The sequence below is a fragment of the Aliiroseovarius sp. ABM4_368 genome (assembly GCF_056161205.1).
Genome location: NZ_JBSWYR010000001.1, coordinates 407,001 through 420,427 on the forward strand (window position 1 = coordinate 407,001; position 13,427 = coordinate 420,427).

Genomic DNA, 13,427 nt, shown 5'->3' on the forward strand with positions numbered 1-13,427 from the left:
TATATGTTTCAATCAAAATTCATAAGCGCGCTCGCGGGAACGGCACTGGTTTTGGGCCTGTCTGCTTGCCAGACGCGCACCATTCCCTTGCCGAAAACGAACTATGAGTTGTCGTCTGGCAAAAGCGGACAGGTCGAGGTCTCGGGCACGACGTATTTCTATCGGTTCTCCAATTTCGCAGCTGGGGCCGGGATGGCCTATGTCTGTTCTGGCGACGAAACCGAAGTTGCCGAGCTTCAGGACACAGACGTCGAACAAGGCGGGATCACGCTTCTGAGCGTGAAGGCGAAGGACAGCGCAATCACCACCTGTGCGGATGCCGCAGCGAACCTTACCGCTATTTATAACGCGGCCACGCAGGCCTGTACGGATATCGGCCGTTCGATGCAAGCTGAAGACGTGTCAGCACCGATTTTCGTGACCGAAGACGGCTATGTTCACTTGCCGAGGGTCTGTGCGTAATGAAGAAAGCTGTGATGCATAACCCGTTGAAAAAAGGTGCTTTCGCGCCCGTTTTCGCGCGTTGTTATTGCATGACAATGCCCTGCACACCCATCTCCTTTGTGAACAAAGGAGAATTGTCATGATGAGTATTCGCACTGTTATTCTGGCTGCTGGCCTGTCTGTTTCTGCAGGGGCCGCTTTGGCCACCGACTATGACACCCTGCGCAAAGATAGCCGGATGCACAATGAACTGCTGGGCGCGTCTGTTGCCTATTTGCTGGATGAAAACTGTTCGGATCTGAAGCTGCGCAAGCTGCGCCTTTTGAACAAGGCATTTTCGCTGCGCAAACACGCTATGTCACTGGGCTTCTCGCATGACGAGGTCATGGACTATGTGGAAAGCGATACTGAACAAGATCGTTTCCGCGCAATTGCCGAGCCGATGTTGGCCCGCAAAGGCGTCGTGAAGGGGCAGGAAGACACGTATTGCGCGGTGGGCCGTGCTGAAATTGAAAAGCTCTCTTTCGTGGGCTCGTTACTTTACGAGCGCTAAGGGGCAAGACTGTGTGGGCACGGTGAAAACACCGGCCCATGAAATGAAAAAGGGACCGTGATGAGCGACCTGAAAAAGATCGTCATTGACGACATGGAAGTTGAAGTTGATGGCGCGATGACGCTGATCCAAGCCTGTGAAGTGGCCGGGATCGAAGTTCCGCGTTTCTGCTATCACGAGCGTCTGTCGATTGCGGGCAACTGCCGCATGTGTCTGGTCGAGGTCGTGGGCGGTCCGCCTAAACCGGCGGCGTCTTGTGCCATGCAGGTGCGCGATCTGCGCCCCGGCCCGGAAGGGCAGGCACCGGTCGTGAAAACCAACTCGCCCATGGTCAAAAAGGCCCGCGAAGGCGTGATGGAGTTCATGCTGATCAACCACCCGCTGGATTGTCCGATTTGCGATCAGGGCGGCGAGTGTGATTTGCAGGATCAGGCCATGGCCTATGGCATGTCCGGCACACGTTTTAACGAAATGAAGCGCTCGGTCGACGATCTGGATCTGGGGCCGCTGGTGTCGACCGCGATGACCCGCTGCATTTCCTGTACCCGCTGCGTGCGCTTCACGACCGAAGTCGCGGGCATCAGCCAGATGGGTCAAACCGGTCGCGGTGAAGACGCCGAGATCACCAGCTATCTGAACCAGACGTTGGACAGCAATTTGCAGGGCAACATCATTGATCTGTGCCCGGTTGGTGCTCTGACCTCGAAACCTTATGCCTTTACAGCCCGCCCGTGGGAATTGACCAAGACCGAGACCATCGACGTAATGGACGCGCTTGGATCTAACATCCGCGTCGACACCAAGGGCCGCGAAGTCATGCGTGTGCTTCCGCGCAACCATGACGGCGTGAACGAAGAATGGATTTCCGACAAGACGCGTTTCATCTGGGACGGTCTGCGTCGCCAGCGTCTTGACGTGCCTTACATTCGCGAAAACGGCAAATTGCGCAAAGCCACCTGGGGGGAGGCCTTGTCGAAAGCTGCTGAGGCGATGAAGGGGGCCAACAAGGTTGCTGGCTTAATCGGCGATCTGGCGTCTGCCGAGGCAACGTTCAGCCTGAAGACCATCATCGAGGGTCTGGGCGGCAACGTGGAATGCCGCACCGACAACGCGCGTCTGCCGATTGGCAACCGCTCGGGTTACGTGGGCACGGCCTCGATCGAAGACATCGACAACGCCAAGTTCATCCAGCTTATTGGCACCAATCCGCGGGTTGAGGCGCCTGTCCTGAATGCGCGTATCCGCAAGGCGTGGCTGAACGGGGCCGAGGTCGGTCTGGTCGGTGAAGCCGTGGATCTGACCTATGACTATGCGCATGTAGGCAATGACCGCGCCGCGCTGGAAAGTATCGTAGGCAAGGATTATGGCGCGGTGAAAGACGCACCGTCGGTGGTGATCGTCGGGCAGGGTGCCCTGCGTGAGGCTGACGGTCTGGCGGTTCTGTCCAACGCCATGAAACTGGCTGAAGACACCGGATCCAAGCTGATGATCTTGCACACCGCGGCTGGCCGTGTAGGTGCGATGGATCTGGGCGCAGTGACCGAAGGCGGCATGGATGCCGCCACCAACGGTGCCGATGTTATTTTCAATATGGGCGCGGATGAGATCGAAATCGCTGATGGCCCCTTCGTGATCTATCAGGGCAGCCACGGTGACCGGGGTGCCATGCGCGCTGACGTGATCCTGCCGGGTGCAGCTTATACGGAAGAAAGCGGTCTGTTCGTGAACACCGAAGGGCGTCCTCAGCTTGCCTTGCGTGCGAATTTCGCACCGGGCGAGGCCAAGGAAAACTGGGCCATCTTGCGTGCACTGTCGGCGGAGCTGGATGCGACGCTGCCGTGGGACACCCAAGCCGGTCTGCGCCGTGCGATGGTTGCGGCTGCTCCGGTACTGGGCGGCGTCGATCAGCTGGCCGAAAACGACTGGCAGGCGCTTCCCGTCGAGAAGATGGGTAACGCGTCTTTCCGCTATGTGATTGGAGACTTTTATCTGACCAACCCGATTGCTCGGGCGTCAGAAGTCATGGCCGAGCTTTCGGCGATGGCCCGCAACCGCGCGGCCCCTTTGGCCGCTGAATAAACGGAGCCCGTGCAGACATGACCTTCCCTTCGATCAATTCGACATTCTACCGACGCGCATTTGGCGCGGTGGCGATTGTAACCTTGCTGTCATCCTGTGCGGCATGGGATCGCGTGGGCGGAGCCATGAAGAATGCGGTTGGTCTGGGCGATTGTTCGGTACCAGCATCGAATGATGGGCTGGTCGAGCAAGCTGTCGACACGCCTGACGAAGACCTGCAAAACGGCGATCGGACCGTCATGTACACATCAGAAAACGCGCGGGCCAAGAAGCCGGCCGGGTGCTGGTGGGCGAAGTCGCCCAGCCAGAAAGATGTGACCGAGAAAACAGAGGTCGCGGACGCGGCGAACGCCGTTGAAGAAACAGATGTTGCGGATGTATCGGCTGAAGACGCGGTTGAAGAAACACAGATCGCTGAAGCCAAATCCGACAGCGAAGCCTCAACCGCCGTAACCGCCAGCGCCGAGGGCCTGACCGAAGAAGACGCCGAGGCCGCAACTGATGCCAATCCCGTGTGGGAGATCGGCTATCTTGGGATCGAAACCGAACGTCTGGACGACGATCTGGTGCTGATCAACGTACGCCTTGAAGGTTCGGTAGATAACGAAAAAGTCGCGGCCTATGCAGAATGTGCCGCCGCACAATATACGCTGTCACGCGGCTTTGGGTTCGCCCGCCATGTTCTGACCAGCGTTACACAAGAAGATAGCATCTGGACGGGCAAAGCCGTCTTTTGGGTGTCCGAGAAACTTCCTCGAGGTTTGATCACCATCGACGCGGCAGATACCGCCCAGAAATGCTTTGAAAACGGAATACCTACGGTCTGAGGGCATGAAGAGAAATGTATGAATTCTTCACCACAACAAACTTAGGCATCACGCTTTTGATCATCGGTCAGTGTCTACTGATCGTGGTCCCTTTATTGGTAGCGCTTGCTTTTCTGCTCTATTTTGACCGTAAGGTCTGGGCGGCTGTGCAGCTGCGCAAAGGTCCCAACGTGGTTGGTGCTTTCGGCGTGCTGCAATCCTTCGCGGACTTCCTGAAATACGTGTTGAAGGAAATCGTGGTGCCCGCAGGCGCGGACCGGTTTGTTTTCATGCTGGCCCCGATGCTGAGCTTTGTCTTGGCCATGGTCGCGTGGGCGGTGATCCCGTTTAACGACGGCTGGGTGCTGGCAGACGTAAACGTCGCAATCCTGTTCGTCTTCGCGGTCTCTTCGCTTGAGGTCTATGGCGTGATCATGGGCGGCTGGGCCTCGAACTCGAAATACCCGTTCTTGGGCTCGCTGCGCTCTGCTGCGCAGATGATTTCTTATGAAGTCTCAATCGGCCTGATCATCATCGGTGTGATCATTTCGACCGGCTCGATGAACTTCGGTGACATCGTTAACGCGCAAGACGGTAAAGGGCTGTTCAGCTGGTATTGGCTGCCGCACTTCCCGATGGTCTTCCTGTTCCTGATCTCGGCTTTGGCAGAAACCAACCGCCCGCCGTTTGACCTGCCGGAAGCGGAATCGGAACTGGTGGCGGGCTATCAGGTTGAATACTCGTCGACGCCCTTCCTTTTGTTCATGATCGGTGAATATGTGGCCATCGTTCTGATGTGTACGCTGATCTCGATCCTGTTCTTTGGCGGCTGGCTGTCGCCGGTCGAGGCGCTGCCGGATGGCATCCTGTGGCTGTTTGCGAAGATCTTTTTCTTCTTCTTCGTCTTCTCGATGGTGAAGGCCATCACGCCGCGCTATCGCTATGACCAACTGATGCGCATTGGCTGGAAAGTCTTCCTGCCCCTGTCGCTGGCATGGGTCGTTCTGGTCGCATTCTTCGCCCAATACGGGGCATTCTGGGGCGCTTATGCCCGCTGGACTGTGGGGGGCTGATCAATGGCATTTGATTACGCACGCGCAACGAAATACTTTCTGCTGACGGACTTCATCAAAGGGTTCCAACTGGGCCTGAAGTATTTCTTCGCCAAGAAGGCGACGATCAACTACCCGTTCGAAAAGGGGCCTCTGTCGCCTCGTTTCCGCGGTGAGCACGCGCTGCGCCGTTATCCCAATGGGGAAGAGCGCTGCATCGCCTGTAAACTTTGCGAGGCGATCTGCCCCGCGCAAGCGATCACCATCGACGCGGAACCTCGCGACGACGGCTCGCGCCGCACCACGCGCTATGACATCGACATGACCAAATGTATCTATTGCGGCTTCTGCCAAGAAGCCTGCCCAGTGGATGCAATCGTCGAAGGTCCGAATTTCGAGTTCGCGACGGAAACCCGTGAAGAGTTGTTCTATGACAAGGCAAAGCTGCTTGAGAACGGCGAACGCTGGGAAGCCGAGATTGCGCGCAATCTTGAACTGGACGCACCTTACAGATGACCAATAAAACGCCACATAGCGACGCCTATGCGAAAGGCAAAGCCTTCACCGAGGCCACAAACCCCGGTATGGAAGAGGCTTTGCGCAATCGCTATGACGAACTGCTTCCGGGGCTTTCCCGCGATCTGGTCGAGCTGAATGGCCGGATCTATCCGCGTGGCGTTCTGGACGAGAAGACACGAGAGCTTTTGACCATCGCAGCGCTTGCTGCAATGGGTGCGCAGACGGCCCCCCAACTGAAAATCCATGTTGCGGCCGCACGAAAGCTGGGTGTCAGCAAGGCAGAAATTGCCGAAGCCATCTATCAGATGTCCCTTTACGGTGGCATGCCCGCGATGTTCAACGCGCTGAATGCCGCGATGGAAATCTTTGAAGCAGAGGGTGGCGAATGAACGACTTTTCCAAGAAATACGCTGAAATGCTGGAGCAGGGCACCTTGATGCTCCGCGCCTTCAACCCCGCGCTCGAGAAGTTCGTTCCCGAAGGGTTGGACAAGCTGATGCCCACCATGCCGAAAGACATGATGGACATGATGTTTGGCAATGCCTTCAACAAGGATGGTCTGGACACGAAGACCCGCATGCTGGTGGCCCTTGCCGGGCTGGTGGCCGCGGGTGCGCAGGCCGGACCGCAGCTGAAAGTGACCGTGCGCCATGCTTTGGAAGCGGGTGCCACCGAACAAGAGATCGCGGAAGTGATCTATCAAATGTCCATGTTGGGCGGCCTACCGGCGATGAACCGGGCGCTGGAAGAAGCGCAAGCCGTCTTTGCCGAAAACGAGGAGGGGGACGCATGAGCGTTGCCGATTTCGCCTTTTACCTCTTTGCCCTGACCACCGTGGTCGGCGGGTTCTTTACCGTGATGGCACGGCACCCCGTCCACTCGGTCTTGTGGCTGATCACCGCCTTCATCGGCGCGACGGGCCTGTTTGTCCTTCTGGGTGCCGAGTTCGTGGCGATGCTTCTGATGATCGTCTATGTGGGCGCGGTCGCGGTGCTGTTCCTGTTCGTCGTCATGATGCTGGACGTGGATTTCGCAGCCCTGAAAGCCGAGATGTCGCAATCGCTGCCCATCGCGCTGCTGATCGGGGTGATCCTGCTGGTCGAGATGGGCACCATCTTTGGCGTTTGGCAATTCGCCGACGGGGCCGAGGCCGCGCGTGCCGCAGTCACTCCCGCACTGGATGTGGCCCATAACACCGAGGCTCTGGGCCAGATCCTTTACACCCAATACATCCTGCTTTTCCAACTGGCAGGTCTGATCCTGCTGGTCGCCATGATCGGCGCTATCGTCCTGACCCTGCGCCACCGCACAAACGTGAAGCGCCAGAACGTCATGGCCCAGATGCACCGCGACCCGGCCAAAGCGATGGAGATCATCGACGTGAAACCAGGGCAGGGGCTTTGAGGGCAATGAAGTATTTCATGCTTTTCCCAATGCTGCTGGCCGCAAACAGTGCGTTCGCTGAGATTTCATTCTCGGAGGACGAGGTTGTGGCTGAGACAGCAATCTATCCTGACCGTGCGTTACGCCTAGCTGGGTGCACTCATCCCGGCCTCCACATTTCTGACTATGTCGTTTGTGGACCCGACGGGGAATTCGAGGGTGAGCCGGTTTGGGCTTCAATGGTTGGACACGTTGCTTTGTCCCTTCCCAGGCCAGGGGTTTCAGAAACAGGAAGAGCTCAATGAGCAAGAGAAATGAATATCCCGCCGAAACCGGGAAACAGAAACGAGGGACGAAATGGTAGGTCTTGAACATTATCTCGCAGTTGGTGCGGCGCTGTTCGTCATCGGCATTTTCGGGCTCTTCCTGAACCGTAAGAACGTCATCATCCTTTTGATGTCGATCGAATTGATGCTTCTGTCCGTGAACATCAACCTTGTCGCGTTCTCGTCCTATCTAGGCGATCTGACGGGGCAGGTTTTCACGCTCTTTGTTTTGACTGTGGCCGCTGCTGAAGCTGCCATTGGTCTGGCGATCCTTGTCAGCTTCTTCCGCAACCGCGGCACGATTGCTGTCGAAGATGTCAACGTGATGAAAGGCTAACCAAGAATGGTACAGTTCATCCTTTTTGCCCCGCTTTTTGGCGCGTTGGTCGCTGGCTTCGGCCACCGGTTCATCGGAGACAAGGGCGCGCAGATCCTGACAACGGCTCTGTTGTTCTGGTCTGCCTTCCTGTCCTGGATCACCTTCTTTGGACTGGGGTCCGAGACGCAGGTCATTCACCTGATGGATTGGGTGCAGTCGGGCAGCCTAAGCGTAGACTGGTCGATCCGTCTGGACCGTCTGACCGCGATCATGCTGGTCGTCGTGACCTCGGTCTCGTCGCTGGTTCACCTGTATTCCATGGGCTATATGGCCCACGATCCGCAGTTCGAAGGCGAAAGCTATCGCCCCCGCTTCTTCGCCTATCTGTCCTTCTTCACCTTCACCATGCTGATGCTGGTGACCTCGGACAACCTGCTTCAAATGTTCTTCGGTTGGGAAGGCGTGGGCGTGGCCTCGTATCTTCTGATCGGCTTTTACTATAAGAAACCTTCGGCCAACGCGGCGGCGATCAAAGCCTTCGTGGTGAACCGTGTGGGTGACTTTGGCTTCGCTTTGGGCATCTTCGGCCTGTTCTACATGACCGACAGCATCCGCTTTGACGACGTGTTCGCAGCCGCCCCTGCGCTGGCAGAAACCACCCTCCACTTCCTGTGGCGTGATTGGAACGCGGCCAACCTGCTGGCCTTCTTGCTGTTCGTAGGTGCGATGGGTAAATCGGCTCAGCTGATCCTGCACACATGGCTTCCCGATGCGATGGAAGGCCCGACCCCGGTGTCGGCGCTGATCCACGCCGCGACCATGGTGACCGCCGGTGTCTTCCTGGTCTGCCGCATGTCGCCGCTGATGGAATACGCGCCCGAAGCCACGAACTTCATCGTTTTCCTTGGCGCCACCACCGCGTTCTTCGCCGCCACCGTGGGCCTTGTGCAGAACGACATCAAGCGGGTGATCGCCTATTCGACCTGTTCGCAGCTGGGCTATATGTTCGTGGCCGCAGGCGTCGGTGTCTACTCGGTCGCGATGTTCCACCTGTTCACCCACGCCTTCTTTAAGGCGATGCTGTTCCTTGGGGCCGGTTCGGTCATCCACGGGATGCATCACGAACAGGACATGCGCAACTATGGCAACCTGCGTAAAAAGCTGCCCATCACCTTCTGGGCGATGATGATCGGGACGCTGGCCATCACCGGTGTCGGCATCCCGCTGACCACCATCGGCTTTGCAGGCTTCCTGTCGAAAGACGCTGTGATTGAAAGCGCCTTTGCCGGCACGAACGGAGGCTATGCCTTCTGGATGCTGGTCATCGCGGCTTTGTTCACCAGCTTCTACAGCTGGCGCCTGATGTTCATGACCTTCTATGGCAAACAGCGTGGCGACAAGCACACGCATGAGCACGCGCATGAAAGCCCATTGGTTATGACCATCCCGCTGGGTGTTCTGGCCATTGGAGCGATTTTCGCCGGCATGATCTGGTACGGCCCGTTCTTCGGCAAAGAAGATAAAGTAAACGCGTTCTTCGGGATCGAAGCCCACGCAAGCGCGCATCATGACGATCACGGCGAGGCCAAAGGTGATGATGGTCACGGCGGCGATCACGCGGCGGACACGCACGCTGATGACAGCCATGCTGACGACGGCCACGCCGAGGAAACCCACGCCGAGGAAAGTCACGCGGATGCGACCTCGGCCAGCGGCGACATGGCTCACCATGCGGAAGCCCCGAAAGGTGCGATCTTCATGCACCCGGACAACCACGTGTTGCATGACGCGCACTATGTGCCGAAATGGGTCAAGATATCGCCCTTCATTGCGATGATCATTGGCTTTGTGACGGCCTTCTGGTTCTACATCGTGAACCCGTCGCTGCCGAAACGCTTGGCCGAGACGTTCCCGCATGTCTACCAGTTCCTTCTGAACAAATGGTACTTCGACGAGATCTACGACATCCTCTTCGTGAAACCTGCGTTTATCGTTGGTCGGTTCCTATGGAAACGCGGTGACGGCAACGTGATTGACGGCTTCCTGAACGGAGTGGCGATGGGCATCGTACCTTGGTTCACCAAACAGGCGGGCCGCGCACAAACAGGTTACGTCTTCTCTTATGCCTTCGCGATGGTTCTTGGCATCGTCGTGCTGGTTACAATTACGATCCTATTCAGCGGTGGAGCGCACTAATGAACAACCTGCTTTCCATCATTACCTTCCTGCCGCTGGTCGCGGCAGTGATCCTGGCGCTGTTTCTGCGCGGGGACGACGAGGCAGCCGCGCGCAACGCGAAATTTCTTGCGCTGGCCGCGACGGTGGCAACCTTCCTTTTCTCGCTTCTGCTGATCATCGGGTTTGATCCCGCTGACACCGGCTTTCAGTTCGTGGAAGAGGGCGAATGGATCATGGGCCTGAAATACAAGATGGGCATCGACGGGATCTCGGTTCTGTTTGTGATGCTGACCACTTTCATGATGCCGCTGACCATCTGGGCCAGCTGGGGCGTGAGCGCGCGCGTGAAGGAATACATGATTGCCTTCCTGCTTCTGGAAACCCTTATGCTGGGCGTCTTCATGGCGCTGGATCTGGTGCTGTTCTACCTGTTCTTCGAAGCAGGTCTGATCCCAATGTTCCTGATCATCGGAATTTGGGGCGGCAAGGATCGCATCTATGCAAGTTTCAAGTTCTTCCTCTATACCTTCCTTGGCTCGGTCCTGATGCTGGTCGCGATGGTCTATATGTTCATCGACGCAGGCACGACGGATATCCCGACGTTGATGAACCACACATTCGGGTCTGAAAACTTCAGCCTTCTGGGCATTCAGATTGTGGGGGGCGCACAGACGCTTCTGTTCTTGGCCTTCTTCGCGTCGTTTGCAGTGAAAATGCCGATGTGGCCGGTGCACACCTGGTTGCCTGACGCACACGTTCAAGCGCCGACTGCGGGTTCGGTGGTTCTGGCTGCAATCCTTCTGAAAATGGGTGGCTATGGCTTCCTGCGCTTCAGCTTGCCAATGTTCCCCATCGGGGCAGACACCATGGCCTGCTTCGTGTTGTGGATGTCCGCGATTGCCATCGTCTATACCTCGCTGGTGGCGCTGGTTCAGGAAGACATGAAAAAGCTGATTGCCTATTCGTCTGTTGCCCATATGGGTTACGTGACCGCCGGTGTCTTCGCGCTGAACCAACAGGGCTTGGACGGGGCGATCTTCCAAATGATCAGCCACGGCTTTATCTCGGGCGCGCTTTTCTTGTGTGTTGGCGTCATTTACGACCGCATGCACACCCGCGAGATCGACGCTTACGGAGGTCTGGTAAACCGGATGCCGGCTTACGCACTGATCTTCATGTTCTTCACTATGGCCAATGTCGGCCTTCCCGGCACCTCGGGCTTCGTGGGTGAATTCCTAACGCTGGTCGGCATGTTCAAAGCCAACACTTGGGTGGCCTTGGTTGCGACCTCGGGCGTTATCTTCTCGGCCGCTTATGCGCTTTACCTTTATCGCCGTGTCGTCTTTGGCGATCTGATCAAGGAAAGCCTGAAGTCGATCACCGAGATGAATACCCGCGAGAAAGCGATCTTTGCGCCGCTGGTTTTCATGACCCTGCTTCTGGGTGTCTACCCGTCACTGGTCACGGACATCATTGGCCCGTCGGTCGAGGCACTTCTGACCAACTTCCACGCCGCTATCCCTGTTGACGCAGAGATGGCTCAGGCCGCAGCGCATTAAGGAGAGCGAAAGATGAGCTCTGTTGATATTCAAACGGTTCTGCCTGAGCTGATCCTTGCGGTCTATGCGATGGCGGCACTTCTGGGCGCGGTTTATACGTCGAAGGACGGGATGGCCAAGCTGATCACATGGATCACCGGCGGCGTGATGGTGCTGGTCGCTCTGATGGTCGCAGGTGGGGACGGAAACACTGCGGCCTTTGGCGGCATGTTCCTTGACGACGCGTATTCGCGTTTCGCCAAGATTGCGATCCTCTTGGCCGCAGCTGCGGTTCTGGTCATGGGCGAGGCGACAATGTCGCGCCGTGGCCTGCTGAGATTCGAGTATCCGATCCTTGTGACGCTCGGCACCGTTGGCATGATGGTCATGGTGTCGGCTGGCGATTTGATGACGCTCTATATGGGTCTCGAGCTGCAATCGCTATCGCTTTACGTTGTTGCATCGCTGAACCGTGACAGCGTGAAATCGACCGAGGCCGGTCTGAAATACTTCGTTCTGGGTGCTCTGTCCTCGGGCCTGCTGCTTTATGGTTCGTCGCTGGTCTATGGCTATTCGGGCACCACGCTGTTCTCGGGCATCATCGAGGCGGCAAACCACGGTCAGGTTGGCCTTGGCCTTCTGATCGGTCTGGTCTTCGTGACCGCCGGTCTGGCCTTCAAAGTCTCGGCCGTACCGTTCCACATGTGGACCCCAGACGTTTACGAGGGCGCACCGACCCCCGTCACCGCCTTCTTTGCCACCGCGCCAAAACTGGCCGCAATGGCCCTGTTCGCCCGCGTGCTGTTTGACGCCTTCGGTCAGGCTGTTGGCGACTGGCAGCAAATCATTGCCCTTCTGGCAGTGCTGTCCATGTTCCTTGGGGCTTTCGCGGCAATCGGTCAAACCAACATCAAACGACTGATGGCCTATTCGTCCATTGCCCATATGGGTTTTGCCCTGCTGGGCCTGGCTGCGGGCAGCGAATACGGCGTGCAGGCGATGCTTTTGTACATGGCTGTTTATCTGACCATGAACATCGGCACTTTCGCCTTTATCATGTCGATGGAGCGTGATGGCCGTCCGGTCACCGACATCAATGCGCTGAACCAGTTTGCAGTGAATGACAAGCTGAAGGGGCTGGCAATGCTGATCCTTCTGTTCTCGCTTGCTGGCGTGCCGCCGATGCTGGGTTTCTTTGCCAAATACGGTGTGCTGGTTGCTGCTGTTCATGCGGGATTGGCGTGGCTGGCGGTTGCTGGTGTGATCGCGTCCGTGATCGGGGCGTTCTATTACCTGCGCATCGTCTATTTCATGTATTTCGGAGAGGAAGGCGAGGGGCTGGAGTTGAACATGTCGCCCGCCGCATGGGCTGCCCTGATGGGATCGGCTGCCATCATCCTTCTGGGCGTCGTGAACTTCTTCGGCATCGAAGGCGCCGCTGCTGCGGCCGCAGAAGCCCTTGTCAAATAACGGGTTGCCCAAATGGCCCGATGGCGTTGAAAAACGCGTTCTGGCCAGTGTGGACAGCACCAATGAAGAGGCCCGGCGTATCGCGTCGGGCCTTTTGGGCCCCACATGGATATTGGCGCTGAGCCAAACCGCCGGGCGGGGACGGCGGGGCAGGCCATGGACCGCACCACGCGGGCATTTCTCGGCCACGCTGGTTATGCGCCCGAACGATACCCCGGATCAGGTCGCGCTGCGCAGCTTTGTGGCGTCCTTAGCGCTTTATGACGCTTTTGCCACAGCCACGGGCCGCACAAGCGGGCTGTCGCTGAAATGGCCAAACGATGTGCTGCTGAACGGCGGCAAGGTCGCGGGCATCCTATTGGAAAGCGCGGGTCTTGCTGGCGGGCAGGTCAGCCATATTGCCATCGGGATTGGCGTGAACTTGATCGACGCGCCACAGGCAGAGCAAGTTGAGGCCAGCGCCGTGGCGCCTGTTAGTCTCGCTGGTGAGACCGGTGTTCAGCTGACCCCCGAGGAGTTTCTGGGCTTTCTGGCTCCGGCTTATCAGCACTATGAAACCCAGTTCACGACCTATGGGTTCAAGCCGATCCGCGAGGCCTGGCTGGCCCGTGCCGCCCGTCTGGGCGAGGTGATCACCGCCCGCACCACCCGCGACGAATATGTGGGACGGTTTGAAACAGTGGACGCGCAGGGCAACCTTGTCCTATCAACAGCAAAATCCCGCGAGGTCATCCCCGCGGCCGAGATCTTTTTCTGAAGG

The 13,427-nt window shown here is 57.6% G+C and carries 14 protein-coding genes; all 14 read left to right on the top strand.

The window, feature by feature from the left end:
- The first annotated feature begins 3 nt into the window (after positions 1 to 3).
- The 14 genes from ACXAH3_RS02065 (at position 4) to ACXAH3_RS02130 (ending at position 13,424) form a co-directional block, all read left to right on the top strand.
- A complete protein-coding gene (locus ACXAH3_RS02065) occupies positions 4 to 462 on the top strand; it encodes a hypothetical protein (protein ID WP_474860408.1) in 459 nt (152 codons plus the stop codon).
- Between the two features lie 124 nt (positions 463 to 586).
- Positions 587 to 997 carry a DUF5333 family protein gene (locus ACXAH3_RS02070; RefSeq protein WP_474860409.1) on the top strand — a complete coding sequence of 137 codons (411 nt, stop codon included), beginning with the start codon at positions 587 to 589 and terminating at the stop codon, positions 995 to 997.
- Between the two features lie 60 nt (positions 998 to 1,057).
- Positions 1,058 to 3,076, top strand: coding sequence for an NADH-quinone oxidoreductase subunit NuoG (gene nuoG, locus ACXAH3_RS02075; protein WP_474860410.1), 2,019 nt, complete (start codon positions 1,058 to 1,060; stop codon positions 3,074 to 3,076).
- Positions 3,077 to 3,093: 17 nt separating this feature from the next.
- The gene (locus ACXAH3_RS02080) at positions 3,094 to 3,903 is read left to right on the top strand and encodes a hypothetical protein (protein WP_474860411.1); all 810 of its coding nucleotides are present in this window, start codon (positions 3,094 to 3,096) and stop codon (positions 3,901 to 3,903) included.
- 14 nt (positions 3,904 to 3,917) lie between these two features.
- A complete protein-coding gene (gene nuoH / locus ACXAH3_RS02085) occupies positions 3,918 to 4,955 on the top strand; it encodes an NADH-quinone oxidoreductase subunit NuoH (protein WP_474860412.1) in 1,038 nt (345 codons plus the stop codon).
- Between the two features lie 3 nt (positions 4,956 to 4,958).
- Positions 4,959 to 5,450 carry an NADH-quinone oxidoreductase subunit NuoI gene (nuoI, locus tag ACXAH3_RS02090; RefSeq protein WP_474860413.1) on the top strand — a complete coding sequence of 164 codons (492 nt, stop codon included), beginning with the start codon at positions 4,959 to 4,961 and terminating at the stop codon, positions 5,448 to 5,450.
- A complete protein-coding gene (locus ACXAH3_RS02095) occupies positions 5,447 to 5,842 on the top strand; it encodes a carboxymuconolactone decarboxylase family protein (RefSeq protein WP_474860414.1) in 396 nt (131 codons plus the stop codon). Before nuoI ends, ACXAH3_RS02095 begins: the two co-directional genes overlap by 4 nt.
- A complete protein-coding gene (locus ACXAH3_RS02100) occupies positions 5,839 to 6,246 on the top strand; it encodes a carboxymuconolactone decarboxylase family protein (protein WP_474860415.1) in 408 nt (135 codons plus the stop codon). Before ACXAH3_RS02095 ends, ACXAH3_RS02100 begins: the two co-directional genes overlap by 4 nt.
- Entirely contained in the window at positions 6,243 to 6,857 is a 615-nt protein-coding gene (locus ACXAH3_RS02105) for an NADH-quinone oxidoreductase subunit J (RefSeq protein ID WP_474860416.1), read from the top strand. The genes ACXAH3_RS02100 and ACXAH3_RS02105 overlap by 4 nt, the downstream gene beginning before the upstream one ends.
- A gap of 336 nt (positions 6,858 to 7,193) precedes the next feature.
- Complete coding sequence (gene nuoK / locus ACXAH3_RS02110) at positions 7,194 to 7,499, top strand: NADH-quinone oxidoreductase subunit NuoK (RefSeq protein ID WP_108856011.1); 306 nt, start codon at positions 7,194 to 7,196, stop codon at positions 7,497 to 7,499.
- Positions 7,500 to 7,505: 6 nt separating this feature from the next.
- A complete protein-coding gene (nuoL, locus tag ACXAH3_RS02115) occupies positions 7,506 to 9,677 on the top strand; it encodes an NADH-quinone oxidoreductase subunit L (RefSeq protein WP_474860417.1) in 2,172 nt (723 codons plus the stop codon).
- Positions 9,677 to 11,218: an NADH-quinone oxidoreductase subunit M gene (locus ACXAH3_RS02120; RefSeq protein ID WP_474860418.1), complete on the top strand. Its 1,542-nt coding sequence runs from the start codon at positions 9,677 to 9,679 to the stop codon at positions 11,216 to 11,218. Before nuoL ends, ACXAH3_RS02120 begins: the two co-directional genes overlap by 1 nt.
- A gap of 12 nt (positions 11,219 to 11,230) precedes the next feature.
- Complete coding sequence (nuoN, locus tag ACXAH3_RS02125) at positions 11,231 to 12,667, top strand: NADH-quinone oxidoreductase subunit NuoN (RefSeq protein ID WP_474860419.1); 1,437 nt, start codon at positions 11,231 to 11,233, stop codon at positions 12,665 to 12,667.
- A 4-nt stretch (positions 12,668 to 12,671) separates the two neighbouring features.
- Positions 12,672 to 13,424, top strand: coding sequence for a biotin--[acetyl-CoA-carboxylase] ligase (locus ACXAH3_RS02130; protein ID WP_474861140.1), 753 nt, complete (start codon positions 12,672 to 12,674; stop codon positions 13,422 to 13,424).
- The last annotated feature ends 3 nt before the right edge of the window (positions 13,425 to 13,427 follow it).